Origin of the sequence: Paenibacillus sp. FSL H7-0690 (genome assembly GCF_037980415.1) — a bacterium.
In the GTDB taxonomy this organism is placed as follows: Bacteria; Bacillota; Bacilli; order Paenibacillales; family Paenibacillaceae; genus Paenibacillus_AQ; species Paenibacillus_AQ odorifer.
The window spans coordinates 2,280,170-2,299,953 of record NZ_CP150281.1 but is presented as its reverse complement, the minus strand read 5'-3'; the positions used below and the strand labels follow the sequence as shown (position 1 = coordinate 2,299,953).

The window sequence follows — 19,784 nt, the reverse complement described above, 5'->3', positions numbered from 1 at the left end:
AATGTTTTGTATGAGAAATGTAAATTATCTCGAATACCCAATCATTAATTCTCCTTGCAATTGACGTAACGTTAAATGCTAAAATAATCCACATAAGGCGCCTTATCAAACTATGAAATGGGAGTTGTCTATGAGCGGATTTGTTACCATTGATAAGCTTTCTGCGCAATTCGGGCTGACGAGTCGGACTCTGCGTCACTGGGAAGCTCAAGGATTGTTTGAAAGTAAGCGGGATAGCAGCTCTGGCTGGCGGATTTATGATGAGAAAGCAATACTCGCCATTCGGGTTACCTCATTATTAAGAAAGCGGGATATTAGCATCAAGGATATTGGAACCGTGCTTAAAAATATGTCCGTTCAGTCCATGTACGAAGCGCTCAGCCAGCAAGCGGCTTCTATTCACAATCAAAAAACAGAACTAACAAATAGAGAAGGTGAAATCCATCTCTTTTTACAGTGGATATCCGCCCATCTCGAGGAACCCATTACAAATCAATTATTATCTGAACTAAACGAAAAGTCATGCAGTCCATCGGATGGTATGACTGAAACTGAGGAGGTTATATCTATGCCAACTATTAATCACTCTACCCCTATTCATGTAAGATTCATTACTCTTCCAGCTATGAGATTTGCCTACAATGTTGCGGTTAGTACCTCACCAGAAGATGAATCTATGATCCCAGTTAATGAATGGCTGGAAGCTAGTCAACTATTAGGCACAGCACGGCTGTTTGGCGGCAATACGAACCCGCATCCAAGTGGTGAGAATAAACCTTACGGATATGGATTCTGTGCCTCAATTCCGGAAAATGTGATGATACCAGCTCACCTAAAGGAAATGCGCCTCGACGGCGGCCTCTATGCTTTGACAGAAAGTACTGATGATATCTACGGCTCATGGCAAGCCCTAATGGGGTATCTGGATAATCATCCTGATTATCAAGCGGATCACAATTCCAGATTATGTCTGGAGGAGCATATCCGTAACGATAGTCCCAAAGGTAGCGGAAATGAGTATGCCCTAAATCTACTCGAACCTGTAAAAAAGAGAGTTCACGCGCTTGCGTAAACGAGCGAGCCATAGATAAACGTTTCTCATCTAAAAAAAACGCTCTCTTCTGCTTATTCGGGCAGACGGAGAGCGTTTTGTTGTATATTGCTTCTATTGATTTATTCCCTACGCAGACACAGCTGGAGTAATTTTCACAAAAATAAATCGTGTAAGCGGCCCAACTAAAATGATTTGCAGTGGAAGTGCAAAAATAAAATTTTTACCTATGGCAGACAGATAAGCTCTTGGTAGTTCAGCAGAAAATCCAACATGGAGAACTGCGCCATAGAAGGACATGAACAATACCATTCCGGTCACCATAAAAAAGGATATGAACATGATTTTTTTGATCATCGGATCATTTTCTTTAACCAGCTTATGCGCGATCCCCTTCGCAACCTTGCCTACAACAAATACATCTAGAATGAGTGCAACTATAAATGCAGGCAAGTAGCCGACAATCACATCCTTAACTAACGTGCCTGACCAACCCTCCATTAGTGCTACATTGTAAATACTCATCCCCAGTACCATCAAAAAACACATGATGAACGTAAATAAAAATGCTTCTTTTTTGTTTCTTCCCATCTTCAAGCTCCTTTTATCTCTGTATTGTCAACTTGGATTACAATAACACAAATTCTCAAATCAAGTCAACCAAGTTGACAATAATCGCAAATGACTTATACTGGGATAAACGAGACATCATTTAGGAGTGTTCTAATGAATAAGCAGCTGCAAAAAATGAACCTGATTGATTTACTCAGTGAGAAGCATCTAGCTTTACGTAAAATAGTGACAAACAAAGACCCGGATCAAATCAATAAGACCGAATCCCACATTCTTGCAGTTCTTGAGGCCCGAGAAATGTTATCGATCTCAGAAATCAGTAGAATAATTCACATTTCAAGACAGGGCACGCATAAAAGCATTCAAGGCATGTTATCCCGTGGTTATGTTGAAGCCGTTGAAGTCGAAGGAAATCAGCGTGACAAAAATATTGTCCTCACTCCAAAGGGTATAGAATGCAATAACAGAATGATGATCACCAAAATTGAATTAGAGCAGCAGATCGCTGCCAAGCTGGGAGTAACAAATGTAGAGCTTCTTAAATCTTTGCTAAAAGAAGATTGGCTCTAATCTCCAGCAAAAAAAGCCGCAGAGTTGTTTACTCTGCGGCTTTAAAAAGATTGAATTATTTTCCGGGAAATTGTCGTTAATTAGCTTTCAAAGCACTGTTTGCCGCGCTCTCTCCACCTAGACGACCTGAGGTAAAGGAATAACCAATTCCGACCCCATTGCCCACATAGGTATCGTTGAATAATACGCCTTCCGATTCAAGCCCTACAGCAAACAATCCTTTTACTGGTGTACGTTTCTCATTTAGCACTTGGAACTTAGTGTTTACCAGCAAGCCACCCACAGAACCCAAGTTGTTGATTTCAGCGACGATGGCATAATACGGTCCTTCTTCGCCCATTGGCTCTAAATAATCAGCAGCTTTACCAAATTCAGTATCCACACCAGTTTTTGTAGCTTCTTTATAACTATTGTAATTTTCTACAAACACATCTACATCCATACCTGCATTTGTTGCTAATTCTTCGATTGTATTTCCTTTGAAGCCATCTCCGTTTTCTACCATAGAATCAAACACCTTTTCTGCATTTACCCATGGATTCTCTAACGTGAATTGATCTGCAAATTCGGCATAAAATTCTGGTGGCATTCCTGGCAGGCTTGGTGCGTTAACACCTTTCATCCCCTTGGACTGAAGAGCAGCCAATTGAGATTTTGATACGATAACCATATGATAAGCACCATTAAATGCACTCGTATTAGCTGCTGCGACCGATGTTAATGTAGCTGCTTCATCTCTGAAACGTGCTCCGGAAGAACCGACATTCATGAAGTTAGGCAGATACGTCAACATCAGCGGATAACTTGCTTCAAAAGGCTCATATTGTGTTTTTAGTCCTTGTGTTGCTCTGGCTAATGTTTGGTGCAGCATTTGTCCACCGAAGTTATCAGGAACCTTGGCTCCTGCTTCCCAAGCCATCTTCAGACCTTCCCCAACATTCTGACCTAGTCCTCCGTTAACCCCTTCAAAACCAAAAGCTTCTTTAACCATTTCCGAATTTGCAGCATAACCACCTGTTGCCATTACGACACTTTTTGCTGTGATTTCAAGAGTAGTCCCGTCCGATTTCTCAGCCACAATACCTGTAACTTCTCCTGCTTCATTGGTAATCAGCTTTTTGGCAGTGGTTTCGGTGATCACTTGTCCACCCTTTTGTTCAACCGATTCAGCCAACATTTTCCGAAGGGTCTCTTCCCGGGTTTCATAAGCTGGCAGTACATGCAGCTGCTCTCCGAAGAAGTTTAGGAAGCTGGTTTTATACCCTTTTTCTGCTAACCAATCATAAGTTTCGCCGGATTTCGTTACGTATTGTCTAATCGCTGCAGCGTCAACTCTCCAGTGATTGTTGACAATCCAATCGGCAATTTCTTTTTCCACATTTACTTTAAGATTATTGTCAGTAGCTGCGGAAGAATTATAGAACTTACCGGCCCAGGATAGATTACTTGCTCCCCCGATAACTCCTGTTTTTTCGATAATAATAACCTTGGCACCTTTATCAGCAGCGGTTACCGCTGCGGACACACCAGATGCACCGGCGCCTACTACCACTACGTCTGATTCAAGCTTTTCCGTTTTACCTTCACCTGCTTTTTGCACGCCACCGGCTTTGAAGACTTCCAGATTTCCTCCACCTTTGGTTACGGCATCTTCAACTGCCGCGAGCATTGCTTCACTGGAAAGACTCGCACCACTAACAGCATCTACTGCCAAGGTTTGTCCTTCCAGAATTTGATCTTTTATTTTTTCAAGTGCACTATCGCCTAGACCACCCGTTTCTGACTGGCTTACGATCTTGATATCTTTAATTTTATCTGGCTCATCCATAGTGACTTCTACTTTAATCACGCCCTCTTTGCCTTCCGCTTCCCCTGCGAATGTACCGGCTTTAAAAGATGATGACGAATTTGCCGACTCCCCATTTCCTTTGCATCCGCTCAGCATGGAAACGATCAGCACCATACAAAAAGTTAACATGAGCATTTTCTTGGTGAAATTTCTGTTGCGCATTCTCTTCTCCCCCAGTATCTAATATCTTATAGCTCGCCAAGAACGTGATATTTTTCACATTCATATCTATACATATCTACCGAACGTTGCCAAGCTATATACCGAAGTATAAACATTGGTGCAGCACCAAGGTCAATGTCCAATTCTTGTCCAAAAAGAAAAAACACCCGTTCTTAGAGCAGGTGTTTATAAAAACAAACTTATACAATTGGAATATTCACTTCCAAATATGAGCGGTTATTGCCTTCTATTTTTTCAGTAAGCATTAATTTACCCACCACATCACCCGCTATGGTATAACCATTTGCTTCGATGTAATCTATCATAAACTGCAAAGATTTCTTCGTGATATAATGTCCATCCGTAGATAACATGATAGCAGAGATACAGGTACTCGGGCTAATGTACTCTACATATTCATCGATATCCATTGCAAATTTCTGCACTTCCTCCTCGGGTAAGGTAAGCCCCCAGCTATAGTCAAAGTTATTATCACCGGATAACACCCCCGCGTCCTCAATCTTAAAAGAATAAAACGCATAAGGAAGCCTATCCATCCAAGTGTTGACGAGGCTTTTTACGATATCATTTTTTAATAATGCATTTTTATCCGTTTGCTTAAGCCTGTACATGCCTGGCAGTTGTTTAAGTTTACATATATATAATGAGGACTCTATTTCCTTAAGCTCTTTATGAATTTCATTCATCTTGTTTAGCAGCATCGTCTTTTGCTTAATCTCTTCTTCTAAACTCTGCTGAGACTGCTGCATCAATCCCATAACTTGCTCAATAGAGGAATCCTTCATCAGAAGTGCCACTTCGGGCAATGGAATTTCCATACTGCGATACCATCTGCTCATTAACAGATCCCTTGCATCTAAATCATTAAAATATCTATAATTATTGCTGTTATCTTTTGTAGGCCTAACAATATCATGTTTCTCGTATAATCTCAGCGTATCCGCAGTTACCCCGAGAATGGAAGCAAATTCACCTATGCAATACTTCACTTGAAGTCCCTCCATTCATTTCATGCATACCCTACCACACTAAATGATAAAGAGAAGGATGCTGTTTGGATATGAAGTAACTCATTTCATACTCAGGGTGTACATGCTAACTACGCTAGCGCAAGTAAGTGAACTAACATAAATCCAACTAAAGATAACATGACCGAACCTATAAGTCCCGCAGCAAAAGACTTCATTCCAAGCCGTCTAAATGCCGCCAAATCAACGTTTAATCCAAGCCCTGCCATCGCCATAGCGATTAACATATAAGCAATCGTAACGATCCCATTGGCTACTGATGCGGAGACGATTCCTAACGAATTCACACCACTGACAACTAAAAATCCTAGAATAAACCAAGGGATTGGAATGCTTTTCCACGAAGCTTTAGCCGCTCCACCTTGCACTTTTCTTTCTTCACGATTGGACCAAATCCCAATTAAAATAGCCACCGGCACAAGTAAAGCCACCCGGGTCAATTTAACGATGACCGCCATATCAACGGCAGCATTTCCACCTGCATCCGCAGCCGCGATAACGTGAGCAATTTCATGTAAAGTCGCTCCTGAGAATACCCCATAACCTAAATCTGATAAGCCGAGAAAAGGATATAAAAATGTGTACAGCAGTGTAAATATTGTGCCTAATATAGCTACTATAGCTGCACCAATAGCAGTTTCGTCATCTTTGGCTTTTATCTGTGGAGCGATGGCAACCACAGCTGCCGCACCGCAAATCGCAGTTCCGCAGGCAGTTAAGATACTGAGGCGCTTATCTACTTTGAACAGTCGAGCCAGTCCGTATACAACGGAGATCGCAAATATAATGACGATGACTGCCAAAAGAAATACCCGAGGTCCTGCCGCAACGATATCCTTTAGATTAAGCCGCATACCGAGCAAGATAATCCCAAGACGAAGCAGTTTTTTACTGGAAAAATCGGTGCCATGTGTGATGCTATTTGGCACTCCTATCGTAGCTCGCCAAATAATCCCGATTAAGATGGCAATGACCAATTGCCCCATAATAGATAGGAATGGAAAACCCGCTAAAAATTTCGCCAATAATGCGATAACTAAGGTTAGCCCTATCCCTAATGCAAACCCAACCTTTTTGTTGTGATCTGGTTGATACAAACCTTCTGATTGACCCATGTCGTATACACTCCTTGATGAATCTCTAGATGATGCTGTATAAATACATCCCATGACTCAACAATAATACGACACCGCCCGGAAGTTAAATACCAATATCCTATCCGTAAGATTAGGAATACTTATGCTTAATTTTAGACAAAAAAGCTCCTTCGAGTGAAACATAAATGCCGTAGCATCTGCCTCACCAAAGGAGCAATTATAATCGTTAGTGATATTTAAGCTTCCAGCTTCTGTAGTCGAGTCCCTTTTGGAAGTACAGAAGTTATATATTCGTGTACCGGATGTTGCCCTTCCTCTTCCGCAAGTACAGTTACAATTCCTTGATCTGTACCGGTTCGAATCAGCCGCCCCATCCCTTGTTTGAGTCTTAACAGCATGTAAGGCAAATCCACATCTTCAAAGGGAGTGGAGGTTTCCGCCCGTTTTGCCATAAACACTGGATCAAGCGGAGGATACGGCAGCGACCATATGATCACATTAGATAATGAAGGTCCAGGAATGTCCAGCCCTTCCCATAAGGTGACCGCACATAACACGCTATGCTCATCCCGTTGGAACGCCGAAATTAAATAGCTGATTTCTTGATCCCCTTCATATAAAAATGAATATGAACTGCTTTCCGGTCTTAACGAGTTAAGCTGCTTGAACTGCAGAAGCTCTTCACGAGTACGGAACAGTAGCAGTGCTCTACCTTCAGTCCGCTGAATAAGCTTCAGGGAAATTTCCATTTTCTCAGCAAAATCCCCACTCTGAAGCTCTGGCACATAGACATTCATCTGGTGCTCATAGTCATAAGGTGAGTCTACAGAGAAGGATAAAAAATCTTGTATCCCAAGACTGTCCTTCAAGTATTGGAATGATTTATCCACAGACAATGTAGCCGATGAGAATACGATTGGCATTTTTTGCGTGAACAGACTGTCTTGAAGTACCTCTTTGACATTTCGTGGCATGACCGACAGCGTTAGACCATCGCTTTCTTCTGTCGCCCAGCAGATTAGAGCCCCTGAATCCTCAAACAATCGCAAAGCGATTTCTATGGTCTCCAAACGTTCCTCCACAATTCGCAGTTGATATTCATCAATCGTGTAGAGTCCGCTTTCGAATACTAATTCTTCTTCGATAGCAGCAATTACACTCCTCATCCGGTGTACCTCACGAATCAATGAAGCATTCAGCGCAATGCTTTTCCGATCTGATCCCGGTATGTTTCGGCATTGACGGCGAATCGCTTTGAACATTTGCTCACTTTGCATGATCGCTTCATCAATCAGAACCGCCAGCGTTTCACGAATCTCGTTCTGTAGCAGGCGAGAAATCAATTCTTCAAAGACGACATGCTTCATCTTATAGCCAAGCGCCTTCATGGCCGCTGATTCTAATAAATGTCCTTCATCGAATACAACCGCACAGTGATCCGGAAGCAAAGGGATTTGCCCTTCCCGCTTACGCGCTTCATAGGTCCAAATATGCTCCATGTAATAATCGTGGGAACAAATGATCAGATCACTTGATTTCCGGTAATGATCACGGGACAAGGTCTGCCCGCAGCGGTGACGCATATCGCAAGTAAAGCAGTCCTGAAACGTATCCCAGTTAATCTTGTTCCATTGTTCGTCATTCAGATCAGGGTAATCTCTGCGGTCTCCATAAGCATGGAATTGCTGCATCGGTGCATGTGAATGTACAAAATCAGGTAATGTACTGTACAAGCTCTCCAGTGGTAAGCTTTCATCATCATGGTTCCGAGCCTGATCCAGCTTTTTCAGACACATATATTTATCCGGAGATTTCGCTAGTCTAGCATCAATATTCATGTTCAGATGCTTCGCAAGCTTGGCGATATCGCCTTCCGGTTTCACAAGCTGCTCAATCAAGGACTCGTCCGCACATGCAATAATCGCAGGCTTGCCCATATAACGCGCGTAACAAATGCTATACAACAAATACACTAATGTCTTGCCTGTTCCGACCCCTGCTTCAGCAAAAATCGTCTTTTTCTCGGCAAAAGCCCGCTCTACCTGAAAGGCCATATATATCTGTTCATCACGTACTTCAAATCCAGCCTCAGGAAGAATTTCATAGAATACATCTCCGACCCATTCCCCTACTTGCTCCATAAAAGGTTTGGTCCGATCATATTCAAAAGGATACTGTTTCGCCAACAAGCCTACCTCCAATATTTGATCAGGCATCTCTACCATGCCATGAAAAATAGAATCAACGGAAAAACTCTATTATCTCATACGTTTGGAGGAATTACAAAAAATAATTAGAGACAACTAAAGATCTGATTAATAACGAAGATACTCATTTTCGTAAATATCACTAATCCTTTCCAAAACATTCCGGGCTTGATCCTTAAATTTCAAATCCGCAACCTGGCCTTTCCAAAGAAATACCCCCGTCTCCCCACGGTGTTCTCCCAGAGCACCCTCATACAATTGGTCGGCGCCGTGGGTAGGCGGAGAGAAAAACAGCTTCATCAACGGTTTAACTATTAGAGGCAGTCCAGAATTTTTTCCTTTTCGCAGCGTGTTATTGCTACCCGGATCAACACTGCGAATCATGATGCCCTCGTTAGCAAGCTGCGGCGCAGCGGCCTGTGTCCATAACGATAATGCCAGCTTTGAGGTGGCGTAAGGACCAAGCAGCTTGCGGAAGGTGGTGGGACGCTCCAGGATTTCAATCGTAAACTCTTTCGTAAACTTAAGCGCGGAGGATGAGGTGTTGATCACCGTTTTTAAGCGTCCTTTTTGTAGGATATCCTTCAATTCCATTAAAATAATATACGGCACAACGGTCATCAACTCATAGTGCTTTTCGCGCCCCTGTGTCGAATAGCTCAGTTCAGGGAAGCTCCCGCCGGCATTGTTGAACAAAATATCGATCCGCTGCTCCTTGCCTTTGATCTCTTCCAGTGTCCCTCTCAAGCTGGCAAAATCCGCGAGATCGGTTGTTTTATAAATACGAAGCCAGCCGTTTTTGATGGCTTTTTGGATGTTCTCATCATCGGCTGGAAAACCGGAACGGTTCAAAGCAACCACCTGCCAATCCTCCGCTAGCAATTTTCGAGTTAATTCCAATCCAATCCCGGCGTTAGCGCCTGTAATCAATGCGATATTTTCACGTTGCTGTGTGCTCATTGTAAATCTCCTCCTGAATTCGGGATATCTTCCTCTTATAACGCACATTTTATTAATTGGAGTCGACTCCAAGTCAAGGCGTAATAAAAAGATTTTGTCCCAGAGATAAGGTCTTGACTTGGAGTCAGCTCCAAGTTGTATAATGCACACACAAAGCAATCTCCAGGAGGTACAGTATGAAGGCAGAGCAAACGTTTACGATAAAAGAAACCGCCGTGCAAACCGGAATATCCGAGGATACAATCCGCTATTACGAAAAGATCGCGCTGCTTCCCCGGGCAGACCGGAAGGACAACGGGCATCGCGTTTACCGGCAGGAAGACATAGATACAATCCTGCTGCTATCCTGCCTCAAAAAAACAGGCATGCCCTTGCAGGAAATGCAGCCATTTTTGGCGGTCTCCGCCGACGCTGATCCCGCGGATTATCCTGAACTGGTGGAGCATTTAAGAAACCATCGAGAAAACATCGTCAGCCAAATCTCCTCGCTGCAGCAGGTTGTCGATTTTATTGATATGAAGCTGGAACAAGGGAAATATCGCCGAGACTGCTCAGATAAAAGCGAGGACAAATCGAAATCAAAAAACATCTCCCCTGTTGAGATGAGTTATTTTTCTGGATCAGCAAAAATGAATAATTAATGAATTGGAGTTTTTAGGATGAAAGCAATGATCATAAAAAAATACGGGAATTACCCTCTTCAACTAGCCGACATCCCAACACCCGCAGTGGGTGATTACGATGTATTGGCAGAGATCCACGCAGCAAGTATTAATCCTATCGATTTCAAAGTGCGGGATGGCAAAGTACGTACGCTGTTGAAATACAACATGCCCCTAGTTTTAGGAAATGATTTTTCAGGGATTGTCATCCAAGTAGGAAAGAATGTTAAAAAATTCAAGATAGGTGATGAGATTTACGGACGGCCCAGAAAAGATAGAATTGGAACCTTCGCAGAATATATCTCCGTACATGAAGAGGATATAGCTCTCAAACCTCACAATCTTTCCTTTGAGGAAGCTGCATCCATCCCATTAGTCGGGCTTACTTCTTATCAAGCATTACATGATATATTACAGCTAACGGCAGGACAAAAGGTATTGATTCAAGCGGGAGCGGGCGGTGTTGGCACCTTTGCTATCCAACTTGCCAAAGCGATGGGGATATACGTGGCTACTACTACAAGCGATGCTGGAGCAGAATTGGTCAAGTCACTTGGAGCCGATCAAATTATCAATTATAAAACCGAAGCATATGATAAGATTTTACAAAATTATGACGGAGTATTCGATACCATTGGCGGTGAAACATTAGAAAAAGCTTTTAAAATAGTCAAACAAGGAGGACAAATTGTATCGGTTTCAGGGTTGCCTAATGCACGCTTCGGAAAAGAGTATGGAGCTGGGTTTATAAAAACTAATATTTTTCGCTTGATTACCCGGAAGCTGAGCAAATTAGAGGCAAAGTACAAGGTTAAATACAGCTTTCTGTTCATGAAACCAAGTGGCAGTCAATTAGAAATCATTTCAGAGCTTATTGAATCCGGACAAATAAAACCTGTTATTGATCAAGTGTTTCCTTTTGTAGAGGCGCAGAAAGCGATGGAGTATTCCGAATCGGGCAGAGCTAAAGGAAATATCATATTAAAAATAAAGTGATACAACATTTAAATAAAACGGCAGTCTAAGACTTTATGCTTCTGTCTAGACTACCGTTTTTTACTTGTGTACTCGTTAGTTAAATTATCTATTTCCAAAAATCCGTGCCAGCAAAAACAAACTCTTTATCCAGCGTCTCGTCCCCATCTTCAAAGCAATCTGCCCAAAACACACGTTGCTTACTCAGGGGAATTGCATCCTTCACGCCATATTCCTGATAACTAACGGTTTGTTCATTAGCGGTGTTGTCCCAGTTATCCCAGCCAAGTGGATGTATATGTGCACCCAACTGGCAATCTACAAATACGGTTTTAGCATACTCACGCCAAGGACGGCCCAGAAACACCGGAGCAATATCAGGAGCTGCTGTTAAAAAGCAATTTTTAAAAATATAACCATACGATTGTCCCTCAGGTGTGGAGGCAGCCGTAATATAACCTGCTTGATTCTCACTATGACACAAGCTGCGAATTTCACATCTGTCAAAATATGCTGTAGCCCCACCAAATATAAAGTCCACTGTTCCCTCTATATAGCAATGCTGATACAACTGCCGATATTGGGCATGGTGTTCTCTCAGTGGTATACCTCCAAACGTAGATCGCTCTTTGGGTGCAGGTGGCAAAGGTCCTGTGAATAACGTATCCTGATGCCCTTTTAAGGTGCAATTTCTAAATACGGTTTGATCACAATTAGCATATACGGCTACCGCCTGCCCGATATTTTCACCCTGCCCTGCATTATTGGTAATCACCAGATTCTCCAAGACCAGATGGCTGCCGCCCAGAAATAACGTTGGTGTAGAGAATGTATTGATTTCTTCGCCCGCTTCATCACGCTCTTTCGCGTAACGATTCATAACAATCTCCACGTAGCCAATCCCTATGATCGTAAGATTAGAACGATAAATCCGCACTGCCTCTTTATAGACCCCTGACAAGATATAAAGCGTATCCGCTTGAGCGGATAGCTCCTGCTCTAGAGAATCTATCGCCTCTTGAATCGTGTGATAAGCGCAAAAGGATTCTTTTCCTACAACAAGCATAGTGGATTCTTTTCCTCTCAATAAATTGATGACTCTCTCTTATGGACTGACATTCTGTTCTTCAGGTGACACTGTAGCTTGTTCTACTAATTTTTCCGGCTTCTTCGTGTTTTTTGATCGACAATTTATGATCTCTACAGCTTCTCCATTTTCAATGTAAAAAGCAGGCCCTTCATGGTTCTCAATCGTCACCTGATGAAATTGAACATCTCTTGCATTCCCGAGGAAAAACCCGCGATTATTCATGTTTTCGATCCCTGTCATCATGTCTGGATGGCCGGGAATTGCATTCGTCGCCATGGAGATGTCCACATTGGTAAACGTAATCTCGGATACATACCGCTCCGCAAGCCCGTATAAGAAACCCGCTGCGGCATGAACATTACGTGCAGTAATATTGGCAAAATGAATGCGTCTAAAACACGGCGTTTCCTCTGTAATCGGATAAGGATTTTTATCCCACACATATTTTTCTTTCCCGCGTGGTCCACAGAAATAATATAGATTTAGAGTAAACGGACAAATAACGTCCTCCATTACAATATTGCTGATCCGAATATCTTCAATCGTTCCCCCGCGTCCCCGTCTTGATTTCATCCGGATTCCACGATCGGTTTGTTTAAACACACAATTACTAATCGTGACATTACGAATATCTCCACTCATTTCACTACCGAGTACGACACCCCCGTGTCCATGTACCATAGTACAGTTGGTGATCGTGATATTCTCACAAGGAACTCGTTCTTTGGTATCCTCAGTTCCTGCCTTGATCGCAATGCAGTCATCACCGACATCAATATTGCAATTGCTAATTCGCACATTGGTGCAAGACTCTGGATTAATGCCATCTGTATTCGGAGAGTCCGCCGGGTTCAGAATGGAAATATTATCAATAGTCACATTGTAACAGCCTATCGGATTAACGGTCCAGCTTGGAGAATTGACCAGCGCGATATCTTTAAGGGTTACCCGCTGACAGCTGTCCAAGCCGATTAGAGTCGGCCGGGGATACTGAAGCTCTTCCCGGCGGTTCCGAAACTTATCCCACCAGAGTTCACCATTTCCGTTAATCATTCCGCTGCCAGTGATCGATACATTAACTAACTCTCTTCCATAAATACAAGGTGAATGAACCTGCTGCTTCACTCCTTCCCATCTGCATTCCACTGCAGGGTAATCCTCCGGGTTCGTACTGAATGAAAGAATGGCACCAGGATTTAAATTCAATTCGATATTGCTTTTCATATGAATTGCACCGGTTAAGAACGTACCAGCCGGTACATAAACGGTTCCTCCACCGGCTTTATTTGCCGCTTCAATCGCACGCGTTATCGCTTCCGTCGCTAACTTTTTACTATTCTTAAGCGCTCCAAAATCCTCAATATTGTAGATCAACATTCATATCCCCCCTGTTCTATATCAGATCCAGCCTCTTAATTGTTCATATTCCACACAAGCCTGTAGGAAAGCACCCACACCTTTTTGGTCGTTAGTGACAATAGGCTCGCTAATGTAATAAGCGAAAGTACCGTCACGTTGGTCCACTCCACCTAATCCGGCTACTTGGCAATTCTTATTTAAATTGACCCATTCTTCTTTGGTTTCTAGTACAAACTCCGAGATAAGTCCTTGTTGAGCCAGATCTAATGTTTCGTACCATCCAGCGTTTAACACGCCTAATCGGATACCTTTAGCCATGGCATACACGATCATGCTTGAAGCAGAGGCCTCAAGATAATTTCCTTTGCGTTCCCCTAGATTCATCACTTGATACCAGACCCCGGATTCCTTATCCTGATATTTCTTCACCGCAGTTAAGGTATCATTTAGTATTCGTACCAGCTCTGGATAATCTGAGTGCTCACTAGGCAGCAATTCCAGAACATCAACTAAAGCCATGAGATACCAGCCAAGTGAACGGGCCCAAAAGTTAGGCGAAAGTCCTGTTTCAGGGTCGCACCAAGGTTGAATACGCTGTTCATCCCATGCATGATATAGCAGACCTGTTACCGGATCTTTCGTATGCTTCTCACACAAGATAAATTGTTTGGTTACATCCTCAAGTCCCTGCCCTTCTTCAAAAGCTAGCAAGTAGGCTAAATAAAAAGGAGCGCCCATATAAAGTCCATCTAACCAAATCTGATAGGGATATATATTTTTATGCCAAAAAGCACCTTCCGAGGTTCGCGGATGGGTCTCAAGTTGCTTTCTAAGTAAAGCAGCCGCTTTTTTGTATTTTTCCTGCTTCGTTTCTTTATATAGAGTCAATAATAATTTTCCGTTGTTAATATGATCGATATTATACTCCTCTAGGTGGTAGCCCTTGACACTGCCATCTTCCTGAATAAAGTAGTCCATATTATCTTGAATGAACTGCAGATACTTCGAATCACCGGTCTGCTTCCAAAGCCATTCAAAACCGTTCAATACCACGCCATAATCGTAGGTCCAGCTTCCTTTGTAGCCTTTATCTTCATAAAGCTTCGGTGTCCGCGCCATAATAGAGTCTGCCGTTTGAATTGCCCACTGTGATTTCTTCATCCCAACCCCCAAAATATTTATAAATTTAAGAGCTCAAAAACTAAAAATAGGTTCAGCCGATTTAAGGATTCTTTGCACATAAAATAATACGACTTGATTCTCTGAAATCTCAGAGAATCAAGTCATTGTTTAGTAAGGATACGGAGCGATTCACTCTTGAAGCATTGACTGTATTTCAACACAAGCCATCACCAATGCGCCCACACCATGCAGATCATTTTTAACCTTAGGCCGAGTCACGTAACTCTCGTAATCTCCAGCTGAGGTACCGATACAAATGTCCGGCAGAACTAATCGGTTATGCTCATCCCACTGGATTACTTTGGTTAACCCTTCATATCCTTTTTTAGCGGCAGCTGTAGCGATAGTCACATCACTTACAACGCCATGCTTCACGGCTTTGGCAATCGTATAGACGAACAAACATGACCCTGAAGTCTCCAGCCAATTATCTGGCTCATGTCCCTTATCTACGACTTGATACCAAAGTCCACTTTTTTGATCTTGGTAACGAATAAGTGCATCCACAAAATCTCTCAGCGTAGTAGAAAGCTCTGTCCGGGCTGAATCATGGGAAGGTAACAGATCCAGAAATTGCGATAAGGCGAGACCATACCATCCTAATGATCGGCTCCAGAACTCCGGTGAACAACCCGTCTCCGGATTCGACCAAGGCATCCGCCGGCTCTCATCCCAGGCATGGTATAACAAACCCGTTGTCTCATCCTTCATATGCTTGCGCATTAACATTTCCTGATGAAGGACCGTTTCACGCAAGCTTGGTTCATCGTAGACATTCGCATATTTCAAGGAGAATACGCCTGCCATATAAAGTCCATCCAACCACATTTGGTTGGCGTACTTATCCTTGTGCCAATACCCGCCCTCAGAGGTTTTATTTAGTGTGAGCAGTAAATTCCTTAGCTTCTCTGCTGCAATACGATACTTTAGTTTGCCTGTCCGTTCATAAAGAGTGAATAGTAGCTGTCCTGCTTGAACCGCATCCAGCTCATCACGTGCAAAATAAAAGTTCCCGTATTCATCCACCAAATCATCTACATATTCCTGAATATAGTTGATATAACGGTCTTCTTGATAAGCATTCCACAAAAGCTCCATGCCACACAGAAATACACCTTGATGATAGTGCCATCGATGCGCGGGGGGAAGCTCTCCCGCCCTGTAAGTATCCATTAGTGAATCGCAAGCTTTTTTTGCCCACTCTATCGGCGTTGTAGGTATCTGTACAGTCATCTCGAAGCTCCTCCCCTAAGTATAGTCTCTCTCTTTCTTGCTAGCCCTTCATAGAACCCAGCATGGCACCTTTGGCAAAATGCTTTTGCAGGAACGGATACACACAAACTATTGGTAAGGTAGCTACAACGATAACAGCCATTTTAATTGATTGATCTGGCGGTGGAACAGCAGCATCCAGTGTAGCGCTGTGATCCATACCGCTGGCAAGGACGACAATTTGTCTGAGCAGAACCTGTATTGGCCATTTCGCACTATCATTCAAATACAGAATCGCATTCATGTAGGTATTCCAATACGTTACCGCATAGAACAATCCGATCGTCGCTAACGCAGGTAAGGATAGTGGCAATACAATCCGAAATAATATTCCAAAATCATTACAACCATCAATTTTGGCCGATTCCTCCAAACCTTCAGGTATATTTTGGAAAAAGTTTCTCAAAATGATCATATTAAAGGCACTAATCGCTGACGGTAGAATCAGTGAGGCGTACGTGTCAATTAGTCCTAATTCCTTCACCACGAGGAACGTTGGAATCATCCCACCATGAAAAAGCATGGTGAACACAACCATGAAGTTAACCACTTTACGACCATCCAGATCTTTTCTGGTAAGAGCGTAGGCCATCAAAGAAGTTATAAACAAACTAAAAATAGAACCAATTGCCGTGACACCAATGGAAACACCCATGGCTTTAAATATTGTATTCGTCGAAAAGATGAACTTGTACGCTTCCAGGCTCCATACCTTTGGAATCAGTACAAATTTGCTAGAAGCTAGTTCTGCACTCGTTGTGAAAGAGCCTGCTACAACGTGAACAAGGGGAAGCACAGTAATTAAAGCAATGATCGCAAGCAGCGTAAAGTTTATAGCAGAAAAGATTCTACCACTGATTGTTTTATCTTCTACCATTTCGATTCCTCCCACAAAATATCAATAAACGCCTTCTTCTCCCATTTTCTTGGATAATTTATTCACCATCATCACCATTACAAAGCCTACAATCGATTTAAAGAATCCAATAGCTGTACTGTAACTAAACTGCCCCTGTCTCAAACCAGCAGTATATACATACGTATCGATAATTTCCGCAACTTCTCGATTCATGGAGTTAAGTAGCAGATATACATGTTCAAATCCAAGATCAAGAACGGAACCAATTTTCAGAATAAATAATGTAATAATTACGCCTCTAATCGCTGGAAGAGTGATATGCCAGACTTGTCTAAGTCTTCCAGCTCCGTCCATACGCGATGCTTCATAAAGCCCTGGGTCAATCGCAGCTATGGAAGCTAGATAAATAATCGTTCCCCAACCTGCTTCTCTCCAAATCACCTGAATAATATACATGGGCCTGAACCACCCTGGATTAAGCAGGAAATTGATTGGTTCAAAGCCAAAATAGACAAGCAGCTCGTTGATAATCCCTCCATCCATCGTGACCATTACATAAGAAATGGAGACGATGATAACCAATGACAGAAAATGGGGCAAATAGAAGATCGTCTGAAAGGTTCTTTTGAAAAAGCTGCCTTGAAGTTCATTTAACATCAGGGCAAGAATAATCGGCATCGGGAAATAGATAAGAATATTTAATCCGAAAAGAATAAGTGTGTTCACTAATATATTTAAGAAATCCGGCTCTGTGAACAACCTGCTGAAATGCTTCATCCCTACCCAGTCACTACCGTTGATCCCTTGATAGGGTTTGTAATCCTGAAATGAGATAATTAATCCGTACATTGGAAGATATTTAAAAATCAAAAAATACAGTACTCCCGGAGTTAGCATGACGTAGAGCCATTTATTTCTCCACAGCCGCTTTTTCAGTTCGCTGCTGCTTTTATAAATTTCAGGCTTAGGATTCATTTGAGGAGCTGAGCTGGGCTGTGCGGTGACTTCCTGCATGATATTCTTCCTTTCTCCTTCTTTATTCAAACACGATATTTCTGAACCCAGTGAGGAATAGAAAAGGTTGTTGAAACAAGATCAACAACCTTTTCAGCTACAATTTGTCGCTTAACTATTCGAGTACGGGTTACTATTTTTTGTATAACGCGTTGTATTCTTCAATAATCTTATCTCCACCACGGCTCTTCCAGTTCTCTACTTCCTTCTCAAATCCAGCCTTGTCAATCTGACCATAAATATATTTATAGGTTGCATCTGTAATAATCTGTTGAAGCTCTACGCCTTTTTCTGTATAGGTAGCCGAATCCATAGCAGCTGTTGGATCCGCTACACCAACTTTGACATTCTCAAGAACCAATTGATCTGCATGAATTCTTCCTGGCAGCGTGTTATAGTTCTCGTACATTCCATTGGTTTCAGCTTCGCCGATAACACTGTCCTTATATCCCTTTACTTCACGTTCAATCAATTCTTTGTCGTCAGTAGCTTTCGCTTTACCGTCTTCAACGGTATAGTGAGTACCTTCAATTCCCCAATACATCAAATTAGCTACTTCTGGGGTCATCATTTGATCAAAGAAAGCAAGAATCTTCTTCAGCTCTGCCTCATCCTTGACAGCAGATTTCGGGAACAAGACAACATTGTTATAGCCTGGAATCATCCATTGAGCATATTTTCCATCTGGACTTGCAACCATACTATGCGCATCCAAAACAGCGTCAGGGTTATTCTTAATAGTATCTTTATTGAGGGAATCAATATCTTGCATGGAGCCCCCAATATAGAGTCCACCCTTTCCAGCCTTAAACATATTTACTGCATCCGTTTTACTGGTGGCAGCGAAATCTTGATTAATGTATCCGCCATCACGAGCTTTTTTGAAAAAATCCATTGTGTCGAAATATTCATCGAAGGTAAATTCAGGCGCTAATTTGCCATCCTTCTCACCCCAGGTATTCGGTGTTCCGAACCAAGACGAAACAGTTTTGAAAGCTCCATAGGTCAACTCATTACGGTCAATAATACCGGTAGTATCTTTCTTTCCATTACCGTCTGGATCTTGTTCTGTGAAGGCTTTAGCCATTTCAAATAATTCATCTACATTAGCTGGTGCAGCAAGTCCTAATTTATCTGCCCAGTCTTTGCGGTAAATGATCCCTTGGCGTGCAAGTGGACGCCCGATATATAGGGTATAAAGCTTGTCATCTACTTTCGTGTTATTAAGAATTTCTGGTTTCAATTTGCTCAAATTCGGAAATTCGCTTAATAGTGGACCGATTTCCCAGAATTGTCCGTCTTTTATCGCTTCTTTCATCTGAATGAAGGTTGTCTGATTCTTCAAATATGTTACTTGCGGCAATGAACCCGTTGCAAAAGATGAATTCAGTTTTTCTTCATAAGTATCAGCCGGAAAAAATTGATAAGTCAGCTTCGTGTTGGTCAATTTCTCAAGTTCATTCTTAATCGTATCAGGCGGAGTCTCTGATGTATTCAATGGAAGCATGATTTTGATTTCTGTAGGTTCCTCTTTAGGTGCTTCAGTCTCTTCCACCTTCGTAGTGTTCTCTGCACTTGTAGTTGGGGCTGCTGCTTCTTCTTTGTTATTGTTGTTACCACCGCATCCAGCTAATAATGTGCTGAATGTTAACAGTGCTGTTAACAACATGGTGAAGGATTTCTTCTTCATACCATTTTGACCTCCATAAATTGTATTGGTTACGAATTCCACGTTACATCGTCGGCAAGGTTACGAAAACAATCATTTCCCCATAACGGTGCGTTCTGAAAGGGATCTGAGCAAATGATTATCGGGATATCGCAGCACAAAAAAAATCCACCGCATTATCCGC

The 19,784-nt window shown here is 42.4% G+C and carries 17 protein-coding genes; 4 read left to right on the top strand and 13 right to left on the bottom strand.

What is annotated here, in order from left to right; all coding sequences use genetic code 11:
* Window positions 1–130: 130 nt before the first annotated feature.
* Window positions 131–1,072 carry a MerR family transcriptional regulator gene (locus tag MHI32_RS09910; RefSeq protein WP_340012267.1) on the top strand — a complete coding sequence of 314 codons (942 nt, stop codon included), beginning with the start codon at window positions 131–133 and terminating at the stop codon, window positions 1,070–1,072.
* Window positions 1,073–1,180: 108 nt separating this feature from the next.
* On the opposite strand, the gene MHI32_RS09905 is transcribed toward MHI32_RS09910, so the two are convergent.
* Window positions 1,181–1,642, bottom strand: a complete 462-nt coding sequence (locus tag MHI32_RS09905) for a DUF2798 domain-containing protein (protein WP_076218537.1) — start codon at window positions 1,640–1,642, stop codon at window positions 1,181–1,183.
* A gap of 135 nt (window positions 1,643–1,777) precedes the next feature.
* Here MHI32_RS09905 and MHI32_RS09900 point away from each other — a divergent pair, with 135 nt between their 5' ends.
* The gene (locus MHI32_RS09900; protein ID WP_340012265.1) at window positions 1,778–2,194 is read left to right on the top strand and encodes a helix-turn-helix domain-containing protein; all 417 of its coding nucleotides are present in this window, start codon (window positions 1,778–1,780) and stop codon (window positions 2,192–2,194) included.
* A 76-nt stretch (window positions 2,195–2,270) separates the two neighbouring features.
* Here MHI32_RS09900 and MHI32_RS09895 read toward each other — a convergent pair whose 3' ends face one another.
* The 5 genes from MHI32_RS09895 to MHI32_RS09875 form a co-directional block, all read right to left on the bottom strand.
* Window positions 2,271–4,205 carry an FAD-dependent oxidoreductase gene (locus tag MHI32_RS09895; protein WP_340012264.1) on the bottom strand — a complete coding sequence of 645 codons (1,935 nt, stop codon included), beginning with the start codon at window positions 4,203–4,205 and terminating at the stop codon, window positions 2,271–2,273.
* Between the two features lie 200 nt (window positions 4,206–4,405).
* Complete coding sequence (locus MHI32_RS09890; protein WP_076124994.1) at window positions 4,406–5,215, bottom strand: MerR family transcriptional regulator; 810 nt, start codon at window positions 5,213–5,215, stop codon at window positions 4,406–4,408.
* 110 nt (window positions 5,216–5,325) lie between these two features.
* On the bottom strand, window positions 5,326–6,369 hold the full coding sequence (locus MHI32_RS09885; protein WP_076184311.1) for a YeiH family protein: 1,044 nt from the start codon (window positions 6,367–6,369) through the stop codon (window positions 5,326–5,328).
* Between the two features lie 218 nt (window positions 6,370–6,587).
* Window positions 6,588–8,567, bottom strand: coding sequence for an ATP-dependent DNA helicase (locus MHI32_RS09880; RefSeq protein WP_076184363.1), 1,980 nt, complete (start codon window positions 8,565–8,567; stop codon window positions 6,588–6,590).
* A 99-nt stretch (window positions 8,568–8,666) separates the two neighbouring features.
* On the bottom strand, window positions 8,667–9,518 hold the full coding sequence (locus MHI32_RS09875; RefSeq protein ID WP_340012263.1) for an SDR family NAD(P)-dependent oxidoreductase: 852 nt from the start codon (window positions 9,516–9,518) through the stop codon (window positions 8,667–8,669).
* A 176-nt stretch (window positions 9,519–9,694) separates the two neighbouring features.
* Between MHI32_RS09875 and MHI32_RS09870 the strand changes: the two genes are divergently transcribed.
* Window positions 9,695–10,159: a MerR family transcriptional regulator gene (locus MHI32_RS09870; RefSeq protein ID WP_076124989.1), complete on the top strand. Its 465-nt coding sequence runs from the start codon at window positions 9,695–9,697 to the stop codon at window positions 10,157–10,159.
* Between the two features lie 18 nt (window positions 10,160–10,177).
* Window positions 10,178–11,176, top strand: coding sequence for an NADP-dependent oxidoreductase (locus tag MHI32_RS09865; RefSeq protein WP_340012261.1), 999 nt, complete (start codon window positions 10,178–10,180; stop codon window positions 11,174–11,176).
* An 88-nt stretch (window positions 11,177–11,264) separates the two neighbouring features.
* Here MHI32_RS09865 and MHI32_RS09860 read toward each other — a convergent pair whose 3' ends face one another.
* The 7 genes from MHI32_RS09860 to MHI32_RS09830 all read right to left on the bottom strand — a co-directional run bounded on the left by MHI32_RS09860 (window position 11,265) and on the right by MHI32_RS09830 (window position 19,621).
* On the bottom strand, window positions 11,265–12,221 hold the full coding sequence (locus MHI32_RS09860; RefSeq protein ID WP_340012711.1) for a pectinesterase family protein: 957 nt from the start codon (window positions 12,219–12,221) through the stop codon (window positions 11,265–11,267).
* 39 nt (window positions 12,222–12,260) lie between these two features.
* Window positions 12,261–13,622 (bottom strand): glycoside hydrolase family 28 protein, encoded by a 1,362-nt coding sequence (locus MHI32_RS09855; protein WP_340012260.1) that lies wholly within the window; start codon window positions 13,620–13,622, stop codon window positions 12,261–12,263.
* Window positions 13,623–13,643: 21 nt separating this feature from the next.
* Window positions 13,644–14,765, bottom strand: a complete 1,122-nt coding sequence (locus MHI32_RS09850) for a glycoside hydrolase family 88 protein (RefSeq protein WP_076308268.1) — start codon at window positions 14,763–14,765, stop codon at window positions 13,644–13,646.
* A gap of 150 nt (window positions 14,766–14,915) precedes the next feature.
* The gene (locus tag MHI32_RS09845; RefSeq protein WP_076124980.1) at window positions 14,916–16,019 is read right to left on the bottom strand and encodes a glycoside hydrolase family 88 protein; all 1,104 of its coding nucleotides are present in this window, start codon (window positions 16,017–16,019) and stop codon (window positions 14,916–14,918) included.
* A gap of 40 nt (window positions 16,020–16,059) precedes the next feature.
* Window positions 16,060–16,935 carry a carbohydrate ABC transporter permease gene (locus tag MHI32_RS09840; protein WP_036679255.1) on the bottom strand — a complete coding sequence of 292 codons (876 nt, stop codon included), beginning with the start codon at window positions 16,933–16,935 and terminating at the stop codon, window positions 16,060–16,062.
* Window positions 16,936–16,956: 21 nt separating this feature from the next.
* On the bottom strand, window positions 16,957–17,931 hold the full coding sequence (locus tag MHI32_RS09835; RefSeq protein ID WP_036679252.1) for a sugar ABC transporter permease: 975 nt from the start codon (window positions 17,929–17,931) through the stop codon (window positions 16,957–16,959).
* A 133-nt stretch (window positions 17,932–18,064) separates the two neighbouring features.
* Window positions 18,065–19,621, bottom strand: coding sequence for an extracellular solute-binding protein (locus MHI32_RS09830; RefSeq protein ID WP_076191234.1), 1,557 nt, complete (start codon window positions 19,619–19,621; stop codon window positions 18,065–18,067).
* Window positions 19,622–19,784 lie beyond the last annotated feature (163 nt).